This is a genomic window from Klebsiella sp. JB_Kp042 (assembly GCF_040065275.1).
In the GTDB taxonomy this organism is placed as follows: domain Bacteria; phylum Pseudomonadota; class Gammaproteobacteria; order Enterobacterales; family Enterobacteriaceae; genus Klebsiella; species Klebsiella quasipneumoniae.
On sequence record NZ_JBEAJL010000016.1, the window covers coordinates 58,096 to 76,033 of the forward strand.

Genomic DNA, 17,938 nt, shown 5'->3' on the forward strand with positions numbered 1-17,938 from the left:
TGAATATAAATCATTATTCGTGATATGGATGGCCGGGTAATCATCGGGGTAGCCATAATCCTCCGTGTGCTCAGACGCGGCATCAGGTATAATTGCGCGCTTTACATCTAACTAAAAAACAGCGACTTTGACCATTACGAAACTGACCCGAACCGACCTTGCGCCTGATCTGGAACCTTACCAGGCGCTGTTTGCTCAAGCTGAACTCTCTCATCCGGCCCCCTCCCTCTCGGGCGATCTGCAGCCGCGGTTGTTCTATGCGCTTGAGCAGCTGCTGTACACCCCGGCAGTCTCCTCCTTCATGCTGGTGAAAGCCCCTGAGGAGCCGGAATATCTGCAATGGCTGGCAGCTGAAACTCGCACACTGCACGAACCTGCCGCACCGCTTCACGGAGTTCGCTATGAGGTTAACGGCGCTCATGTGACGCTCGCGCCGGCGCAACGCGTTGAAGATAATTTTGCCAGTACCGCTCCGGTCGTGGCGGCCGATTGGCTGGAGGCGGAACAGCTGTTTGGCTGCGTACGCCAGTTTAATGGTGAAATCACACTCCAGCCTGGCCTGGTCCATCAGGCCAACGGCGGCGTGCTGGTGCTCTCACTACGCGCATTACTGGCGCAACCGCTGCTGTGGATGCGCCTGAAAAATATGGTGACCCGTCAGCGCTTTGACTGGCTCTCCATTGATGAATCACGGCCGCTGCCGGTCAGCATTCCTTCCATGCCGCTGAGCCTGAAAGTCATGCTGGTGGGCGAACGCGAATCGCTGGCCGATTTCCAGGAAATGGAGCCAGAGCTCTCTGCCCAGGCTATCTATAGCGAGTATGAAGACACCCTGCAGTTTGCGGACGCCGATACGCTGAAGGCCTGGTGCCAGTGGGTATGGCAGAATGCGCAGCAGCTGGAGCTACCGGGCCCGGCGAGCGATGCCTGGCCACTGCTGATCGATGAAGGGACGCGCTACACCGGCGACCAGGAGACCCTGCCGCTCAGCCCGCTATGGATAGCCCGCCAGCTGCGTGAGTCTGCCGCCTTCTGCGAAGGCGAAGAGATTACCGGCGAAGCGATGCAGACGATGCTGGCGCGCCGGGAGTGGCGTGAAGGCTACCTGGCGGAGCGTATGCAGGATGAAATCCTGCAGGAACAGATCCTGATTGAAACCGAAGGCGAATGCGTCGGGCAGATCAACGCCCTCTCAGTCATTGAATTCCCCGGTCATCCACGCGCCTTCGGCGAACCTTCGCGCATCAGCTGCGTCGTGCACATTGGCGACGGCGAGTTTATCGACGTCGAACGCAAAGCCGAGCTGGGCGGCAACATCCATGCGAAAGGCATGATGATCATGCAGGCTTTTCTGATGTCCGAGCTGGAGCTGGAGCAACAACTCCCCTTCTCCGCTTCGCTGACCTTTGAACAGTCCTACAGTGAAGTGGATGGCGACAGCGCCTCCATGGCGGAACTCTGCGCCTTAATCAGCGCGCTGGCCAACGTGCCGATTAATCAGAGCATCGCGATCACCGGCTCCGTCGACCAGTTTGGTCGTGTGCAGCCGGTAGGCGGACTGAATGAAAAAATTGAAGGTTTCTTCACAATCTGTCAGCAGCGCGGTCTCACCGGAAAACAGGGCGTGATTATCCCTGCCGCCAACGTTCGCCATCTTAGTCTGACCCACGAGCTGCGTCAGGCCGTTGCCGACAATCAGTTTGCTATCTGGGCAATAGACGATATTACCGAAGCGCTGCCAATGTTGACCCAGCTGATGTGGGACGGTGAAGGACAGACGCTGCGACAAACCATTCAGGAGCGGATAGCGCAGGCGACCCAGCAGGAGACTCGCCATCGTTTTCCGTGGCCGCTACGCTGGTTAGGTGGGACAAGTTCTAACTGATCGGACTTGTTCAGCTTACACGTGTTAGCTATCCTGCGTCCCGAACTTAAAATAAGGCTTACTGAAAACATGGTAGATAAACGCGAATCCTATACAAAAGAAGATCTTCTTGCCTCTGGTCGTGGTGAACTGTTCGGCGCGAAAGGCCCGCAGTTGCCGGCGCCAAACATGCTGATGATGGACCGCGTCATCAAAATGACCGAAACCGGTGGTAACTACGACAAAGGTTATGTTGAGGCCGAACTCGACATCAACCCGGACCTGTGGTTCTTCGGTTGCCACTTTATCGGCGATCCGGTGATGCCGGGCTGCCTGGGCCTGGATGCCATGTGGCAGCTGGTAGGTTTCTATCTCGGCTGGCTCGGCGGCGAAGGCAAAGGCCGTGCGTTGGGCGTTGGCGAAGTGAAATTCACGGGGCAGGTTCTGCCGACCGCGAAAAAAGTGACCTACCGCATCCACTTCAAACGCATCGTTAACCGTCGTCTGATTATGGGCCTTGCGGATGGAGAAGTGCTGGTTGACGATCGTCTGATCTACACCGCAAGCGATCTGAAAGTGGGTCTGTTCCAGGATACTTCCGCTTTCTGATAACGTTCAGCAGCGATTAAAAGGCGAAGCCCCCGCTATGCGGAGGCTTCTTTTTTAAAGAGACAGTGTCAGGCCGTTAGTACCCTGTCCTCCATGGCTTCTCGCCAGCCTCCCAGCCACCATGAGCGTTGATTCAAGCTCTGGTATGGACACATTTCTTTCGATCTTCCTGCGATACCCGCCTGATATCCGCGTTGATGTGCCCGTTCCAGGCGATCTCGTTTTTGTCTCTTCATGCCTCGTTTCCCTCATTCTTTGATCTGGTGGAAAAGAAAACAGTGGTCGCAAATTGTGCAGCCACGGGTAACGAATACCGCGAAATGAAGGCGACGTCAATGCGCAAAATTCACGCCATTGTCATATTTGTGACCTATATAAGAGTTCATTTTTTGTTCACCTGGCACACCGGCCGGTAACGAACTGACCTGACAAAAAAAAGCCGCGCGGCTCAGATGAACCGCGCGGCAGATCAGCGTGATGAATTTTACTTATGGCAGACGGTTAAGCTCGCTGGCAATGGCTGCCGCCTCCTGGCTCCACGCCTGCGCCAGGGTCTTGACCATCGCATCATATCCATCCTGATCCTGCTTAAGCACGATGTTAAACGGGCGCTTGATCAGCTGCCCTTGATGCTTCAGCAGCCACTCACCGCTGACGATAACCCGCCCGTCGTAGCGTCCGTGAAAGCCGTTGACCGCGACGTTGAGCGTATCCTGTTCGCTACCCAGCGGCTGGGATGACACTACCCAGCCCGGTAGCTGTTGGCTCAGGTTCGCCACCAGCGTGGTGCGCAGCTGCTGGTCCAGCGGGCTGGCCCACAGATTATTATTGGCGATCACATACTGTACGTCGGTGGTCTGGTAGACCACCCCGTTACCCGCCAGATAATCCGGGATGCTGACCTGCTCAACCCACAGCAGACGTGCCCCCTGGCTGGCGGCGCGCTGTGCGCCGCTCTGCGCCACCGGCAGTTGGTAATACGTTTTGCTTTCGCCGCCGCTACTGCATGCCGTCAGCACGCATACGGCTGCCGCGAGTAACCATTTTTTCATTATTTCGCTCCCTTCGGCTGTGGGTCTTTTTTATCCTTCGCCTCAAATACCAGCGCATTGCTCTTATCATTGAGCGTTTTCAGAACCGGCTGCAGCTCGCGCAGCACCTGATCCAGACGCTGCATATCGGCCACCATCTTATTGTAGGCCGCGGAGCCCGGCTGGAAGCCCTGCATGCTGCGGTTCAGCTCGCGCAGCGTCGTCTGCATATCGGCAGGCAACTGCTGCATCGACTGGCTGGAGGTGATCTTATTCAGACTATCCAGCGTGGTCTGCACGTGCTGCATGGTCTTCTCGCTCTGCGCCAGGGTGCTCGTCGCCTGCTCCAGCAACGGATTAAGCGGCAGGTTATTAATCTTATCCAGCGCATCCATCAGACGCTGCTGGATCTGCGCCAGACCACCGCTGATGGTCGGGATAATCGGATAGCCGTTAAACTCCTGCATTTTCCCGCGCGGCGGCGCCTTCGGATAGAAGTCGAGATCGATATACAGCGCGCCGGTCACCAGATTGCCGGTTTTCAGCGAGCCGCGCAGTCCGCGGTTGATCAGATCGTCAATGTGGGCGCGAATATTCGGATCGCCGCCCAGCTGGTTAATCAGACGTTGCGGTTCAACCCGCACTTCCACCGGAATGCGATAGTCGTCGTTCAAACGCTGCTTCAGACCGGGGATGAAGAATGGCACTTTGCCGACGGTTCCCAGACGGATGCCGCGGAACTCCACCGGCGCGCCGGGCTGCAGGCCGCGAACTGAGTCTTTGAAGAACATCACATAGTCAATATGTTCGGTAAAGACCGAATCCTGGATGCTCTTCTGATCGTCAAACAGATGGTATTCCGTTTTATTCGCCACCGGCTCGCCGAGATCCAGTCCTTCCGGAATATCGAAGCTCACGCCGCCGCCAAACAGCGTCGACAGCGAGCCCATCTCGACGCGCATCCCCGCCGAGGTCAAATCGACAGCGATCCCACTGTCCTTCCAGAAGCGGACATTGGTGGTCACCAGGCGGTCATTGGGCGCATTGATGAACAACTGATAAGTGATACGACGTTTCTGGGTGTCGAAGGTGCTGGTTTCCACCGACCCCACGCGATAGCCGCGGAACAGCACCGGATCGCCTGGCGACAGCTGGCCCGCCTTGCTGCTCTCCAGCAGAATACGGATCCCCTTGGCGTCCGGCGAGGCCAGCGGCGGAGAATCAAGCAGCGGATACTGCTCCGGCACCGTACCTTTCGACCCCGGCTGCAGTTCAATATAGGCCCCGGACAATAATGTTCCCAGGCCACTGATCCCCTCGCGCCCTACCTGCGGTTTCACCACCCAGAAGACGGAATCGTTGTGCAGTAATTTCTGCATCCCGGAATTGAGGCGGGCTTTGATTTCCACGTGGGTTAAATCGTCGGTCAGCGTGGCGCTCTCCACCACCCCAACGTCCACGCTACGGCTCTTGATACGGGTTTTTCCCCCTTCAATCCCCTCCGCATTCGTGGTGATCAGCGTTACCTCAGGTCCCTGATGGCTGTAATGATAAAACAGGATCCACGCCCCGATCAGCGCAGTGACGATAGGGAAGATCCACACCGGTGACCAGTTCTTCACCTTCTGCACTTTCGCTTCTCCGCTCTTATTTTCCATGTTGTTGTCTTTCCTCATGGCTTGAATCTGGCTCACGATCCCACAGTAAACGGGGATCAAACGTCATGGCTGAAAACATGGTCATCACCACCACCAGCGCAAACATAACCGCGCCGATGGCGGGATAGATATTCATCAACCCTCCCATGCGCACCAGCGCAGAGAGTACGGCGATGACAAAAACATCAATCATTGACCAGCGGCCAACAAATTCCACCACTTCATAGATCAGATGCATGCGTTCCGAATCGCGCGCACCGTTGCCATTGGCATTCCAGCACAGCCAGGCGATAGCGATCATCTTTAGCGTCGGCACCATAATACTGGCAATAAAAATCACCAGCGCCACCGGATAAGACCCCTCGCTCCACAGTAAAATTACCCCGGCCATGATGGTTGACGGCATTTTATCGCCCAGCAGATCGGTGATCATGATCGGCATAATATTGGCGGGGAGATAGAGGATAAATGAGGTCACCAGCAGGGCCAGCGTCCACTGCAGGCTGTTTTTACGCCGCGCCGTTCCTTTACTATGACAGCGCGGGCAGACCGTCTGGTCGACCGGTAACACCGCCGTGCAGCAGGCGCAGGAGCGCAGCCCCTGGCGGATGCCGGCCACTCCGACCTTCAGCGGTTGGCTAATGGCTGGCATGGGGGCAATATCATCCCACAGCCAGCGGCGGTCGACGCACTGGAAAGTGCGTAACTGCAGCAGACAAAACATGCACCACGGAACAAAGCTCAGACCGATACCGATATCGCCATAGGCCATCAGCTTAACGAAGCTCACCAGCACGCCGGCAAGAAAGATCTCCGCCATTCCCCACGTCTTCAGGTGAAACAGAATTCGCGCCAGAAACGCTTTCAGGCCAGCGGGCATCCTGACCCGATTGACCAACAGCAGAATGGTGACCAGGCAAAAGGCCGGTACCAGTTGCACAAAGAGTAAAAAGAAGGTGCCGAGGCTGGCGTAATCCTCGGTAAATAACACATTGGGAATTTCCAACAGCTCTATTTCGCTGCTGATCCCGCCCACTTTCATGTAGATAAATGGAAACAGGTTGGCCAACAGCAGCATAAACAGCGCGACCAACGCGTAAGCCGTGGGACGCTGGCGAGGCGCGTCCCACGTGGTAGTTAACGTTGTACCGCAGCGCGGACAAGCGGCTTTCTGGCGATGCTCCAGCTGCGGCAAAGCCACCAGCAAATCACATTGGGGACATAAAATATGTCGCGCAGCATGATGATGATCGCACATGACAACTCCTCGGCTCAGGCGCCGTTCTTTAATCCTTCGAGATATTCCCAGCGTTCAAAGGCTGCTTCCAGCGCCTGTTCCGCTTCGGCCAGCTTTGCCAGCACCTGCTGCGTGCGATCGTGCGGTTGTCCAAAGAAGTCGGGATCGGCAACCTGTTCCTGCAGCGTCTGCAGTTCGGCCTCGAGAGCTTCCAGCTTCTGCGGCAGCTGTTCCAGCTCGCGCTGCAGGTTATAGCTTAGTTTGTTCCCACCGCGTTTGACAGTTTCTGCTTTTGGCTGAGCGACTTCCATCGTTTTTTTCGCTGCCGGCTGCTTCTGCGCCAACGACTGGGCCTGCTGGCCGCGGGCATCGTGATAGCCGCCGATGTACTGGCCGATGCGACCGCCGCCTTCGAAGATCCAGCATTCGGTTACGGTGTTATCCACGAACTGACGATCGTGGCTTACCAGCATCACGGTGCCCTGATAGCCATCGATCAGCTCTTCCAGCAGCTCCAGCGTTTCGACATCCAGGTCGTTTGTCGGTTCATCGAGAATCAATAAGTTGCTGGGTTTCAGGAACAGACGCGCCAGCAGCAGGCGGTTACGTTCCCCGCCGGAGAGCGCACGCACCGGGGTCATCGCCCGTTTTGGATGGAACAGGAAGTCCTGCAGGTAGCCCAGCACATGGCGCGGCTTACCGTTAACCATCACCTCTTGCTTACCTTCCGCGAGGTTATCCATCACCGTCCGATCCGGATCCAGCTCTGCGCGGTGCTGGTCGAAGTAGGCGACTTCCAGTTTAGTGCCGACGTGGATCCGCCCGCTGTCGGCCTGCAGCTGGCCAAGCATCAGCTTCAGCAGCGTGGTTTTCCCGCAGCCGTTGGGGCCAATCAGGGCAATCTTGTCGCCGCGCTGGATCTGCGCGGAGAAATCTTTCACCAGCACTTTGCCATCAACCTGGTAGTTGACGTTCTCCATTTCGAACACGATTTTGCCGGAGCGCGAAGCCTCTTCAACCTGCATTCTGGCGCTGCCCATCACTTCCCGGCGCTCCCCGCGCTCGCGACGCATCGCCTTCAGGGCGCGAACGCGGCCTTCGTTACGCGTGCGGCGCGCTTTGATCCCCTGGCGGATCCATACCTCTTCCTGGGCCAGCTTGCGGTCGAATTCCGCATTCTGCAGCTCTTCAACCCGCAGGGCTTCCTCTTTATCCAGCAGATACTGATCGTAATCGCCCGGGTAGGTCACCAGCTTGCCGCGATCGAGGTCGACGATGCGCGTCGCCATATTGCGGATAAAGGAGCGGTCGTGCGAAATAAAGATAATGGTGCCTTTAAAGGTTTTGAGGAACCCTTCCAGCCAGTCGATGGTTTCGATATCCAGGTGGTTGGTGGGTTCATCGAGCAGCAGCACGCGCGGCCCGCTGACCAGCGCGCGGCCCAGCGCCGCTTTACGCAGCCAGCCGCCGGACAGGGATGCCAGCTGCGCGTTGGCGTCGAGACCAAGCTGCTCAATCACTTCGTTAATGCGGCTGTCCAGCTGCCACAGCCCCAGGTTATCGAGCTGCTCCTGCAGGCGCGCCAGTTCATTTAAATTTTTGTCACTCGGATCGGTCATGACCTGATGCGACACGTCATGATAGGCCTTCAGGTAGGCCGCCTGCTCGGCGATGCCTTCCGCGACAAAATCGTACACCGTACCGGCGACATTGCGCGGCGGATCCTGCTGCAGACGCGCCACAATCAGATCCTGTTCATAAATAATGCGCCCGTCATCCAGCCCCTGCTCGCGGTTGAGGATCTTCATCAGGGTCGATTTACCGGCGCCGTTGCGTCCGACGAGGCAGACGCGCTCGTTATCTTCGATATGCAGCTCGGCATTATCCAGCAGCGGCGCATCGCTGAAGGAAAGCCAGGCGCCGTGCATACTAATCAGTGACATTCTTTATTCCTTTCAGGCTGCGGTAATCAGCCAGCAGTTGTGGATCTGACGGTTGCGGGCAAAATCCTGCGACAGCGTTTTTTGCGAAATTTCTTGCGCCTTCAGGCCAAGCGCCGCCAGCCCGTCATGATCCATACGGAAACCGCGTTTGTTATTCGAGAACATAATGGTGCCGCCTTTACGCAGCAGACGTTTCAGATCGGTCATCAGGCGAATGTGATCGCGCTGGACGTCGAAAGCATCTTCCATTCGTTTGGAGTTGGAGAAGGTCGGCGGATCGATAAAGATCAGATCGAACTGCTCGGTGCTCTCCCGCAGCCAGCCCAGCACGTCCGCCTGCATCAGGCGATGCGCGCGGCCGGTCAGGCCATTGAGACGCAGGTTGCGTTCCGCCCACTCCAGGTAGGTGCGCGACATATCCACCGTGGTGGTGGAGCGCGCGCCGCCGAGGCCGGCGTGGACGCTGGCGCTGCCGGTATAGGAGAACAGATTCAGGAAGTCCTTGCCTTTGCTCATCTGGCCGAGCATGCGACGGGCGATACGGTGGTCGAGGAACAGACCGGTATCCAGGTAGTCGGTGAGGTTGACCCACAGGCGCGCGTTGTACTCCTGCACCTCGATAAAGTCGCCCTTCTCCGCCATCTTCTGGTACTGGTTTTTCCCCTTCTGCCGCTCGCGGGTCTTCAGCACCAGCTTGTTAGGCGCCATGTCCAGTACGGCGATGGTCGCGGCGATAATATCGAACAGGCGCTGGCGCGCTTTGTGCGCATCGACGGTTTTCGGCGGGGCATATTCCTGGACCACCACCCAGTCGGCGTAGCGGTCGATGGCCACGTTGTATTCCGGCAGGTCAGCATCGTACAGGCGATAGCATTCAATGCCTTCCTGACGGGCCCACTTTTCAAACTTCTTCAGGTTCTTACGCAGACGGTTAGCAAAATCTTCCGCCAGCATCGCCGGCTTGCCGCCTTCGCTCTCCGCCAGGTGATAATTCTTCTGTACGCAGTCCAGCGGGCCGTTCTTGGCTTTAAACTGTTTGTCGGCGCGCAGCTGCAGGCAGCTTAACAGCTCCGGCGAGGCGCTGAACACCGACAGGTTCCAGCCGCCAAACTGACTTTTCATGATCCGGCCCAGCAGGCTGTGCAGGGCGATCAGCGCCGGCTCGCTTTCCAGACGCTCGCCGTACGGCGGGTTGCTGATCACGGTGCCGTACGGGCCTTTCGGTAGCGGATTATTCAGCTGGGCGACGTCTTTGACTTCAAAATCGATCAGCTCGCCGATGCCGGCCCGACGGGCGTTGCGACGGGCGCGGTCAATGACGCGTTCGTCGACATCAGAGCCATAGAAGCGTGACCCATATGCCGCCAGCCCCTGACGGGCGCGCGTTTGCGCTTCCGCTTTCACTTCTTTCCAGATGGCGTCGTCGTGCTGCGCCCAGCCGCCAAAGCCCCAGTGGCCGCGGTGCAGGCCCGGCGCACGGTCGGTCGCCAGCATCGCCGCCTCAATCAGCAGGGTACCGGAGCCGCACATCGGATCGAGCAGCGGGGTGCCCGGCACCCAGCCGGAACGCATCACGATCGCCGCCGCGAGGTTTTCTTTGATCGGCGCCATACCGGTGCCATCGCGGTAGCCGCGCAGGTGCAGGCCTTCGCCGCTCAGATCCAGCGAGATGTGCGCCGTCTCTTTGTTCAGCCAGACGTTGATCCGCAGATCGGGCGACTCACGATCGACGTTCGGGCGCGGCAGGTTCTTACGGGTGAAGCTGTCGACAATGGCGTCTTTGACCTTCAGCGCACCGTACTGGCTGTTGCGGATCTCCTCATTGAGACCGCTAAAATGCACGGCGAAGGTGGCGCCAGGGTTGAACATCTCCGTCCACGGAATGGCCTGTACGCCGAGGTACAGATCCAGATCGCTGTATACGCGACACTCGCCCAGCGGCAGCATGATGCGCGAAGCCAGCCGGCTCCACATCAGGCTTTGATACAGCAGGCGCGTATCCCCCTGAAAATGGACCCCGCCCTGGACTACCTGGCAGTCCGTCGCGCCAAGCCCTTCCAGTTCAGTTTTTAACAGCTCTTCCAGCCCACGAGCCGTACTGGCAAACAGAGAATTCATATCGTCACTTTTACTTAAAGAAAATTGGTGCGCATTATAGCCAATATGTGCCCTATGTCATAAAGTTATAGGCTTATTTTTGGAACCCGGAGGCAGCGTATGGTAACGCTCTCGCGTCTTTTTATTCATCCCGTTAAATCCATGCGCGGCATGGGCCTGACCCACGCCTTTGCCGATATCAGCGGCCTGGCCTTCGATCGCCTGTTTATGGTCACCGAAACCGACGGCACCTTTATTACCGCCCGTCAGTTTCCGCAAATGGTGAAATTTATTCCGGCGCCGCTGCATGATGGCCTTCACCTGACCGCACCGGACGGCAGCAGCGCCGTGGTGCGTTTTAACGATTTCGCCCCTCAGGCCGAGCCGACAGAAGTCTGGGGCAACCATTTTACCGCCCTTATCGCGCCCGCCGCCGTTAATCAGTGGCTCAGCGGCTTTTTCAATCGCGATGTCCAGCTGCGCTGGCTGGGGCCACAGTTAACCCGCCGGGTGAAGCGCCACGATGCGGTACCGCTCTCCTTCGCCGACGGCTACCCTTACCTGCTGGCTAACGAGGCCTCGCTGCGCGACCTGCAGCAGCGCTGCCCGGCAAGCGTAAGCATAGAACAGTTTCGCCCTAATCTCGTGGTCACCGGCGCGGCGGCCTGGGATGAAGACAGCTGGAAAGTGATCCGCGTCGGCGAGGTGGTATTTGACGTCGCCAAGCCGTGCAGCCGCTGCATTTTTACCACCGTCAGTCCGGAGCGCGGGCAGAAGCATCCCAGCGGAGAGCCGCTGGAAACCTTAAAGCGCTTCCGCACCGCGCAGGATAATGGCGATGTCGACTTTGGTCAGAACCTGATTGCCCGTAACAGCGGCGTGATCCGGGTGGGGGATGAAGTGGAAATCCTCGCCCGCGGCCCGGCGAAAGCCTACGGCGCCGGCGAAAGCGACGATACCCCGGCTCCCGAGGCGCAGCAGCAGGCCACGGTTGCCATTGAATGGCAGGGTCAACAATTTACCGGCAATAACCAGCAGGTGCTGCTGGAACAACTGGAGCAACAGGGCATTCGCGTACCCTACTCGTGTCGGGCGGGGATCTGCGGCAGCTGCCGCATCCGTCTTGAAGAGGGGGAAGTGAGTCCGTTAAAGAAAAATGCGGTCGCCGGAGATGGCACCATTCTCGCCTGCAGCTGCGTACCGAAAACGGCCCTGCGCCTGGCGCCTTAAACCGCCTGCCCGAGGCTGTAGCTGACCGCGCTTTGCGCCGGCTGCAGCCTGTCGTTCATGATTTTAATCACATCGCCCAGCTGCATAACGCGGCCGGCAAGCGTGAGACCCGGCTGGGCCAGCAGACAAAGCGCGGCGTTATCGCCCGGCTCCACCACCAGCAAATTGACCTGCTCGCCGGTATCGCTCAGCCAGATGCAGGCCGCGTCGCCGCCGCTCGGCTGCCAGTGATGGGGATGGGCGACGAAGTGCCAGCTTTTCGGCATCTGCGGTTTGAGAAAACGGATCGCGGTTAATGCGTTGAGGACTAATTCCGCCCGCTGCTCTTTCGACAACTCGAAATCGCGGCATTTTTCTTCAAAGGAGAAATAGAGCGCGGCGTCATCGACGCAGAATCCCGATGGGGCAAAAGCGTCCGGGGTCAGCATGCGCCGGGCGAAGCGCGAGCGAAATAACATGCCATTGGCCAGATCGAGCATCATGCGGTCGTGCTCTTCATCGTAATACCAACGCCAGTTATCGTCAGGTTTAATCCGCATTTTTCCCCCTGTCCCCTTTCATACGCCTCTGCAAAGTTGTTGCGACTTGCCGCAGAATATTTTCTAAAATTAAGAAAAGTCTAAAATGTTTAAATAAGCAACAGTGAGGGAATATAAAACAACCAGGGCCGGAAATAAAGCCCTGGGTGGGATTCAGAGGAGGAAAAGATTAGATGTGGGTAACAATTTCTTTAATCAGCGGCGGACCTTTAAAAATAAATCCGGAATAGATCTGCACCAGCGATGCTCCGGCGGCCATTTTTTCCCGCGCGGCAATCACGGAATCAATACCGCCCACGCCAATGATAGGCAAGCGGCCATTGAGCTCAGCGGAAAGCATACGGATAATTTCGGTACTTTTTAATTGTAATGGACGACCGCTAAGTCCGCCGGTCTCATCGCAATGTTTCATTCCCTGAACCAGAGAACGATCGAGGGTGGTATTGGTGGCAATCACGCCATCAATATTATGACGCACGAGGCTATCGGCAACCTGGATCAATTCCTCAGGCAAAAGATCCGGCGCGATCTTCACGGCGACCGGAACATATTTTTGATGCTTCTGCTGCAGCTCAAGCTGCTTATTTTTAATACCGGAGAGTAAATCATCGAGCGCTTCGCCGTATTGCAGCGTGCGCAGCCCCGGGGTATTCGGCGAGGAGATATTAATGGCGATATAGCCGGCGTAGGGATAGACTTTTTCCATACAAATCAGGTAATCATCTTTCCCGTGCTCAACCGGCGTGTCTTTATTTTTGCCGATATTGATGCCCAGCACGCCGTCAAAATGCGCCTTCTTCACGTTCTCAACCAGGTTATCGACGCCATGGTTATTAAAGCCCATGCGGTTGATCAACCCCTCGGCATCCACCAGACGGAAGATCCTTGGCTTATCGTTGCCCGGCTGCGGACGCGGCGTCACGGTGCCAATCTCAATGGATCCAAAACCCATCGCGCCCAGCGCGTCAATGCATTCCCCGTTTTTATCCAGCCCGGCCGCCAGACCCAGCGGGTTTTTAAAGGTCAGCCCCATGCAGGTGACAGGCCTGGCCGGCACCTTCTGGCGAACCAGTATTTCCAGCGGCGTCCCGGTGACACGGCGTAATTGTTGAAAGGTAACTTCATGAGCGCGCTCAGGATCGAGCTGAAAAAGGGCTTTACGAACGAAGGGGTAGTACATGAACTCTCCTGGATTCCCGGTGTGCAAACCGGGGGCGTATTATGTGCGATCTGTTGCGGAAAGGGAATTGACCTGCGACAAAAAATCCCCCATCAGCGCAAACGATTACCTCCCCGCGCGCCGTTATGCGCTTTTCGGCTATCTAACGGTGGATAAATCATTTAGGGAAAGAATGGCCCTCTGTCACACTCACTACAAATGTTATCAATTATAGATAAATGCAAACATTTAGTTATAAGGAGAGAGAGATGCGCGTCATTACGCTTGCGGGCAGCCCGCGTTACCCTTCCCGTTCCAGCGCCCTGCTGGAATACGCCAGAGAGACGCTCGCCGCCGCCGATATCGAAGTCTGCCACTGGCATCTGCAGAACTTTGCCCCGGAAGACCTCCTGTACGCTCGCTTTGACAACCCGGCGCTGCAGACGCTCAATGAGCAGCTGGCCGGGGCTGACGGACTGATCATCGCCACGCCGGTGTACAAAGCCTCGTTTTCCGGCGCCCTGAAAACGCTGCTCGACCTGCTTCCTGAGCGGGCGCTGGAGGGCAAAATCGTGCTGCCGCTGGCCACCGGCGGCACCATCGCCCACATGCTGGCGGTGGACTACGCCCTGAAGCCGGTGCTGAATGCCCTCAAGGCTCAGGAGATCCTCCATGGCGTCTTCGCCGACGACAGCCAGGTGACCGATTACCAGCACAAGCCGCAGTTTACCCCGAACCTGCAGCGGCGCCTCGATGAAGCCCTGGAGACCTTCTGGCAGGCGCTGCATCGCCCCAGCAGCCGCGCCCCGTCGTTAACGTCTCTGCGTGGGGTGGAACATGCTTAATCCTCTCCGCGCTCTGACCCTCGGCGGGCTGCTGCTGTTCTCCGCCCTGGGCCATGCCGCCCCGGCGGCGCCTGACGCCCTGCGCATCGGCTATCAGAAAGGCAGCGTCAGCATGGTGCTGGCGAAAAGCCATCAGCTGCTGGAGCAGCGCTACCCGCAAACCCATATTTCGTGGATTGAATTCCCGGCCGGTCCGCAGATGCTGGAGGCGCTGAACGTCGGCAGCATCGATATTGGCAGCACTGGCGACATTCCGCCTATCTTTGCGCAGGCGGCCGGCGCCGATCTGGTGTATATCGGTTCGGAACCGCCAAAGCCCAAAGCGGAAGTGATTCTGGTGGCGCAGGGCAGCCCGATTCATAACGTGGCTGAGCTAAAAGGGAAAAAGGTCGCTTTTCAGAAAGGCTCCAGCTCCCACAATCTGCTGCTGCGCGCCCTGCAGCTCGCAGGTTTGAAGTTTAGCGACATTCAGCCGGTCTATCTCGCCCCCGCCGATGCGCGCGCCGCCTTCCAGCAGGGCAATGTCGACGCCTGGGCGATCTGGGATCCGTATTACTCCGCCGCGCTGCTGCAGGGCGGCGCCCGGGTGCTGACCGACGGAACCGACCTGAAACAGACGGGATCCTTCTATCTCGCTTCCCGCCCTTACGCTGAACGCAATGGCGCCTTTATTGAGGGCGTACTCGATACCTTTACCCAGGCCGATGCCCTGACCCATAGCCAGCGTGCGCAAAGCATTACGCTGCTGGCAAAAACGATGGGATTACCGGAAGCGGTGATCGCCAGCTACCTGGACCATCGTCCCCCCACCTCGGTGACCCCGGTGAGCGCTGAAACCGCCGCTCGCCAGCAGCAGACGGCCGACCTGTTCTATGAGAACAAGCTGGTGCCGAAAAAAGTTGATATCCGGGCCCGCATCTGGCAGCCCGCCGCCGCACAAGGAGCGAAATCATGAGTCTGAATATGTTCTGGTTTTTACCGACCCATGGTGATGGTCGTTATCTGGGTACCGAAGAGGGAGCCCGTCCGGTCGATTACGGCTATCTGCAGCAAATCGCGCAGACGGCGGATCGGCTGGGATTCACCGGCGTACTGATCCCGACCGGGCGCTCATGTGAAGATGCCTGGCTGGTTGCGGCCTCGATGATCCCGGTAACGCAGCGGCTGAAATTCCTAGTCGCCCTGAGGCCAAGCGTGGTGTCGCCGACGGTGGCCGCGCGCCAGGCGGCGACCCTGGACCGACTGTCGAACGGCCGGGCGCTGTTCAATCTGGTCACCGGCAGCGATCCCGCCGAGCTGGCAGGCGACGGTGTCTTCCTCGACCACACCGAGCGCTATGAGGCCTCGGCTGAATTTACCCATATCTGGCGCAAGCTGATGGAGGGGGAGACTGTCACCTTTAACGGCAAGCATCAGCGCGTTCGCGACGCCAAACTGCTGTTCCCGCCGCTCCAGCAGCCGTGTCCGCCGCTCTATTTCGGCGGATCGTCTGAGGTGGCGCAGGATCTGGCCGCTGAGCAGGTCGATCTCTATCTTACCTGGGGCGAACCGCCAGCCCAGGTGGCAGAGAAGATAGCTCAGGTGCGGGAGAAAGCCGCCCGGCACGGTCGCCGGGTGCGTTTTGGCATCCGCCTGCACGTGATCGTGCGGGAAACCAATGAGGAAGCCTGGCAGGCGGCGGACAGCCTTATCTCCCATCTGGATGATGAGACTATCGCCCGCGCCCAGGCGGCCTTCGCCAGAACCGACTCCGTCGGCCAGCAGCGGATGGCGGCGCTGCACAATGGTCGACGCGATAAGCTGGAAATCAGCCCCAACCTGTGGGCTGGCGTCGGTTTAGCGCGCGGCGGCGCCGGGACCGCGCTGGTGGGCGATGCCGCTACCGTTGCCGAACGGATCAATGAATACGCCGCGCTGGGTATCGATAGCTTTATCTTCTCCGGCTATCCGCATCTGGAAGAGGCGTATCGGGTCGGCGAGCTGCTGTTCCCGCTGCTCGACGTCGCGGTGCCGTCTGTTCCGCAGCCGCACAACCTGCGTCTGCAGGGGGAAGTCGTCGCTAACGAGTTTATCCCGCGTAAAGTGGCGCAGAGCTGAGGAGGCACTGATGGCAAAATCAACCCATCCCCTGTTGTTACGCCTCGCCCCCTGGCTGCTGCCGGTGGGAACGGTCATTGTCTGGCAGTTGGCGTCGTCCGTCGGCTGGCTGTCGACCCGGGTGCTGCCCTCGCCGGAGGGCGTTTTGAAAGCGTTCTGGACGCTCTCGGCCAGCGGTGAGCTGTGGCAGCATCTGGCCATTAGCTCGTGGCGGGCGCTGGTCGGCTTCGCCATCGGCGGCTCCATTGGACTGGTGCTCGGCCTGATCAGCGGTCTGTCACGCTGGGGCGAGCGCCTGCTGGACACGTCGATCCAGATGCTGCGCAATGTGCCGCACCTGGCGCTGATCCCACTGGTGATCTTGTGGTTCGGCATCGATGAGACCGCCAAGATCTTCCTCGTCTCGCTGGGGACCCTGTTCCCGATCTATATCAATACCTGGCACGGGATCCGCAATATCGACCGTGGGCTGGTGGAGATGGCGCGCAGCTATGGTTTATCCGGCTTTGCTCTTTTCCGTCACGTGATTTTACCCGGCGCCCTGCCCTCGATTATGGTCGGCGTGCGTTTTGCCCTCGGTCTGATGTGGCTGACGCTTATTGTCGCCGAAACCATCTCGGCGAACGCCGGTATCGGCTACCTGGCGATGAATGCGCGTGAATTTCTGCAAACCGACGTGGTGGTGGTCGCCATCATTCTTTACGCCATTCTTGGCAAACTGGCCGACGTCAGCGCCCAGCTGCTGGAGCGGCTCTGGCTGCGCTGGAACCCGGCGTATCATCTTCAGGAGGCTAACGCATGAACACTGCCCGTCTGAACCCAGGTATCCCGCTGCTGCTGAACGGGGTGACTAAACGCTATGGCGACAACACCATTCTTAACGAGCTGGATCTGCATATCCCCAGCGGCCAGTTTGTGGCGGTGGTGGGCCGCAGCGGCGGCGGCAAAAGCACCCTGCTGCGCCTGCTGGCGGGCCTGGAAAAGCCGAATGCCGGCGAGCTGCTGGCAGGCGCGACGCCGCTGGCGGCGATCCAGGACGACACCCGAATGATGTTTCAGGATGCGCGCCTGCTGCCGTGGAAAACGGTGATTGATAACGTGGGGCTGGGGTTAAAAGGCGCCTGGCGCGACGCCGCCCTGCAGGCGTTGGCCAGCGTCGGACTCGAGAGCCGCGCGCAGGAGTGGCCGGCGGCGCTGTCGGGCGGGCAGAAGCAGCGCGTTGCGCTGGCCCGCGCGCTGATCCATCGCCCGCGCCTGCTGCTGCTGGACGAGCCGCTGGGGGCGCTGGACGCCCTCACCCGTCTGGAGATGCAGGAGCTGATCGTCTCCCTGTGGCAGGAGCATGGCTTTACGGTCCTGCTGGTGACCCACGACGTCAGCGAAGCCGTGGCGATGGCCGACCGGGTGCTGTTGATTGAAGAGAAGAAGATCGGTCTCGATTTGAACGTGGATATTCCGCGACCGCGGCGCACCGGTTCGGCGAAGCTGGCCGAGCTGGAGGCGGAGGTGCTGGATCGGGTGATGAAGCGCGGCAAGAGCGAGAGCGCACCGCGTTTGTTTAGTCATGGCTAACTAACGTCCCCGGCCCGCGCTTCGCTCGGCCGGGCTACCAAATCGCACAGCGCTGTA

At 58.7% G+C, this 17,938-nt stretch carries 15 protein-coding genes and 1 pseudogene; 8 read left to right on the forward strand and 8 right to left on the reverse strand.

All coding sequences use genetic code 11. The features are described from left to right. The first annotated feature begins 127 nt into the window (after window positions 1-127). Both ABLV54_RS05575 and fabA read left to right on the forward strand, forming a co-directional pair. The gene (locus tag ABLV54_RS05575) at window positions 128-1,885 is read left to right on the forward strand and encodes a Lon protease family protein (protein WP_050532904.1); all 1,758 of its coding nucleotides are present in this window, start codon (window positions 128-130) and stop codon (window positions 1,883-1,885) included. 69 nt (window positions 1,886-1,954) lie between these two features. Further along, window positions 1,955-2,473: a bifunctional 3-hydroxydecanoyl-ACP dehydratase/trans-2-decenoyl-ACP isomerase gene (fabA, locus tag ABLV54_RS05580; RefSeq protein ID WP_004201428.1), complete on the forward strand. Its 519-nt coding sequence runs from the start codon at window positions 1,955-1,957 to the stop codon at window positions 2,471-2,473. A gap of 68 nt (window positions 2,474-2,541) precedes the next feature. Here the strand turns inward: fabA and rmf are convergent, their stop codons facing one another. The 6 genes from rmf to rlmKL all read right to left on the reverse strand — a co-directional run bounded on the left by rmf (window position 2,542) and on the right by rlmKL (window position 10,460). Further along, the gene (rmf, locus tag ABLV54_RS05585; RefSeq protein WP_002898396.1) at window positions 2,542-2,709 is read right to left on the reverse strand and encodes a ribosome modulation factor; all 168 of its coding nucleotides are present in this window, start codon (window positions 2,707-2,709) and stop codon (window positions 2,542-2,544) included. A 252-nt stretch (window positions 2,710-2,961) separates the two neighbouring features. Continuing rightward, complete coding sequence (gene pqiC / locus ABLV54_RS05590) at window positions 2,962-3,525, reverse strand: membrane integrity-associated transporter subunit PqiC (protein ID WP_048334617.1); 564 nt, start codon at window positions 3,523-3,525, stop codon at window positions 2,962-2,964. Continuing rightward, complete coding sequence (gene pqiB, locus ABLV54_RS05595) at window positions 3,525-5,162, reverse strand: intermembrane transport protein PqiB (protein WP_032455284.1); 1,638 nt, start codon at window positions 5,160-5,162, stop codon at window positions 3,525-3,527. The genes pqiC and pqiB overlap by 1 nt, the downstream gene beginning before the upstream one ends. Then, window positions 5,152-6,420 (reverse strand): membrane integrity-associated transporter subunit PqiA, encoded by a 1,269-nt coding sequence (pqiA, locus tag ABLV54_RS05600; protein ID WP_023289047.1) that lies wholly within the window; start codon window positions 6,418-6,420, stop codon window positions 5,152-5,154. Before pqiA ends, pqiB begins: the two co-directional genes overlap by 11 nt. 14 nt (window positions 6,421-6,434) lie before the next feature. Then, entirely contained in the window at window positions 6,435-8,342 is a 1,908-nt protein-coding gene (locus tag ABLV54_RS05605; protein ID WP_023289046.1) for an ABC transporter ATP-binding protein, read from the reverse strand. 12 nt (window positions 8,343-8,354) lie between these two features. Then, window positions 8,355-10,460, reverse strand: coding sequence for a bifunctional 23S rRNA (guanine(2069)-N(7))-methyltransferase RlmK/23S rRNA (guanine(2445)-N(2))-methyltransferase RlmL (gene rlmKL / locus ABLV54_RS05610; RefSeq protein WP_023289045.1), 2,106 nt, complete (start codon window positions 10,458-10,460; stop codon window positions 8,355-8,357). A 99-nt stretch (window positions 10,461-10,559) separates the two neighbouring features. Here rlmKL and ABLV54_RS05615 point away from each other — a divergent pair, with 99 nt between their 5' ends. Further along, window positions 10,560-11,669, forward strand: a complete 1,110-nt coding sequence (locus ABLV54_RS05615) for a YcbX family protein (RefSeq protein ID WP_017899457.1) — start codon at window positions 10,560-10,562, stop codon at window positions 11,667-11,669. Here the strand turns inward: ABLV54_RS05615 and zapC are convergent. Together zapC and pyrD are read right to left on the reverse strand one after the other, a co-directional pair. Then, window positions 11,666-12,208 carry a cell division protein ZapC gene (zapC, locus tag ABLV54_RS05620; RefSeq protein ID WP_050532905.1) on the reverse strand — a complete coding sequence of 181 codons (543 nt, stop codon included), beginning with the start codon at window positions 12,206-12,208 and terminating at the stop codon, window positions 11,666-11,668. The two genes, ABLV54_RS05615 and zapC, sit on opposite strands and share 4 nt — an antisense overlap. A 169-nt stretch (window positions 12,209-12,377) precedes the next feature. Continuing rightward, window positions 12,378-13,388 carry a quinone-dependent dihydroorotate dehydrogenase gene (gene pyrD / locus ABLV54_RS05625; protein WP_004201417.1) on the reverse strand — a complete coding sequence of 337 codons (1,011 nt, stop codon included), beginning with the start codon at window positions 13,386-13,388 and terminating at the stop codon, window positions 12,378-12,380. A 248-nt stretch (window positions 13,389-13,636) separates the two neighbouring features. On the opposite strand from pyrD, the gene ssuE reads away from it, so the two are divergent. From ssuE to ssuB, 5 genes and pseudogenes are all read left to right on the forward strand, one after another. Next, window positions 13,637-14,212 carry an NADPH-dependent FMN reductase gene (ssuE, locus tag ABLV54_RS05630; RefSeq protein ID WP_050532906.1) on the forward strand — a complete coding sequence of 192 codons (576 nt, stop codon included), beginning with the start codon at window positions 13,637-13,639 and terminating at the stop codon, window positions 14,210-14,212. After that, window positions 14,205-15,204 (forward strand): annotated as a pseudogene (locus ABLV54_RS05635) (sulfonate ABC transporter substrate-binding protein). Before ssuE ends, ABLV54_RS05635 begins: the two are co-directional and overlap by 8 nt. Then, window positions 15,164-16,309, forward strand: a complete 1,146-nt coding sequence (gene ssuD, locus ABLV54_RS05640) for an FMNH2-dependent alkanesulfonate monooxygenase (protein ID WP_348813765.1) — start codon at window positions 15,164-15,166, stop codon at window positions 16,307-16,309. Before ABLV54_RS05635 ends, ssuD begins: the two are co-directional and overlap by 41 nt. Window positions 16,310-16,319: 10 nt before the next feature. Further along, the gene (gene ssuC / locus ABLV54_RS05645; protein WP_004201413.1) at window positions 16,320-17,111 is read left to right on the forward strand and encodes an aliphatic sulfonate ABC transporter permease SsuC; all 792 of its coding nucleotides are present in this window, start codon (window positions 16,320-16,322) and stop codon (window positions 17,109-17,111) included. After that, complete coding sequence (gene ssuB / locus ABLV54_RS05650; RefSeq protein ID WP_023289039.1) at window positions 17,108-17,881, forward strand: aliphatic sulfonates ABC transporter ATP-binding protein; 774 nt, start codon at window positions 17,108-17,110, stop codon at window positions 17,879-17,881. Before ssuC ends, ssuB begins: the two co-directional genes overlap by 4 nt. Window positions 17,882-17,938 lie beyond the last annotated feature (57 nt).